The 267-nt window shown below is 44.9% G+C and carries 1 protein-coding gene; it reads left to right on the plus strand.

Annotated elements, in window-relative coordinates; genetic code table 11:
• Window positions 1-88: 88 nt before the first annotated feature.
• Window positions 89-267: Sul7d family chromatin protein (gene sul7d, locus SB754_RS20645; RefSeq protein WP_410784229.1), on the plus strand; the 179-nt coding region annotated here is incomplete at its 3' end.

Genomic DNA, 267 nt, shown 5'->3' on the forward strand with positions numbered 1-267 from the left:
TCTGCGTATCCTGGAAGGTTTCGGTTACCGTAAAGAAGACCTGCGTTGGCAGAAAACCAAACAGACCGGTCTGACCTCTTGGCTGAACATCAAAAAATCTGGTACCGGTGGTGGTGGTGCGACCGTTAAATTCAAATACAAAGGTGAAGAAAAAGAAGTTGACATCTCTAAAATCAAAAAAGTTTGGCGTGTTGGTAAAATGATCTCTTTCACCTACGACGAAGGTGGTGGTAAAACCGGTCGTGGTGCGGTTTCTGAAAAAGACGC

The sequence above is a fragment of the Leifsonia sp. SIMBA_070 genome (assembly GCF_046534635.1).
Taxonomy (GTDB): domain Bacteria; phylum Actinomycetota; class Actinomycetes; order Actinomycetales; family Microbacteriaceae; genus Leifsonia.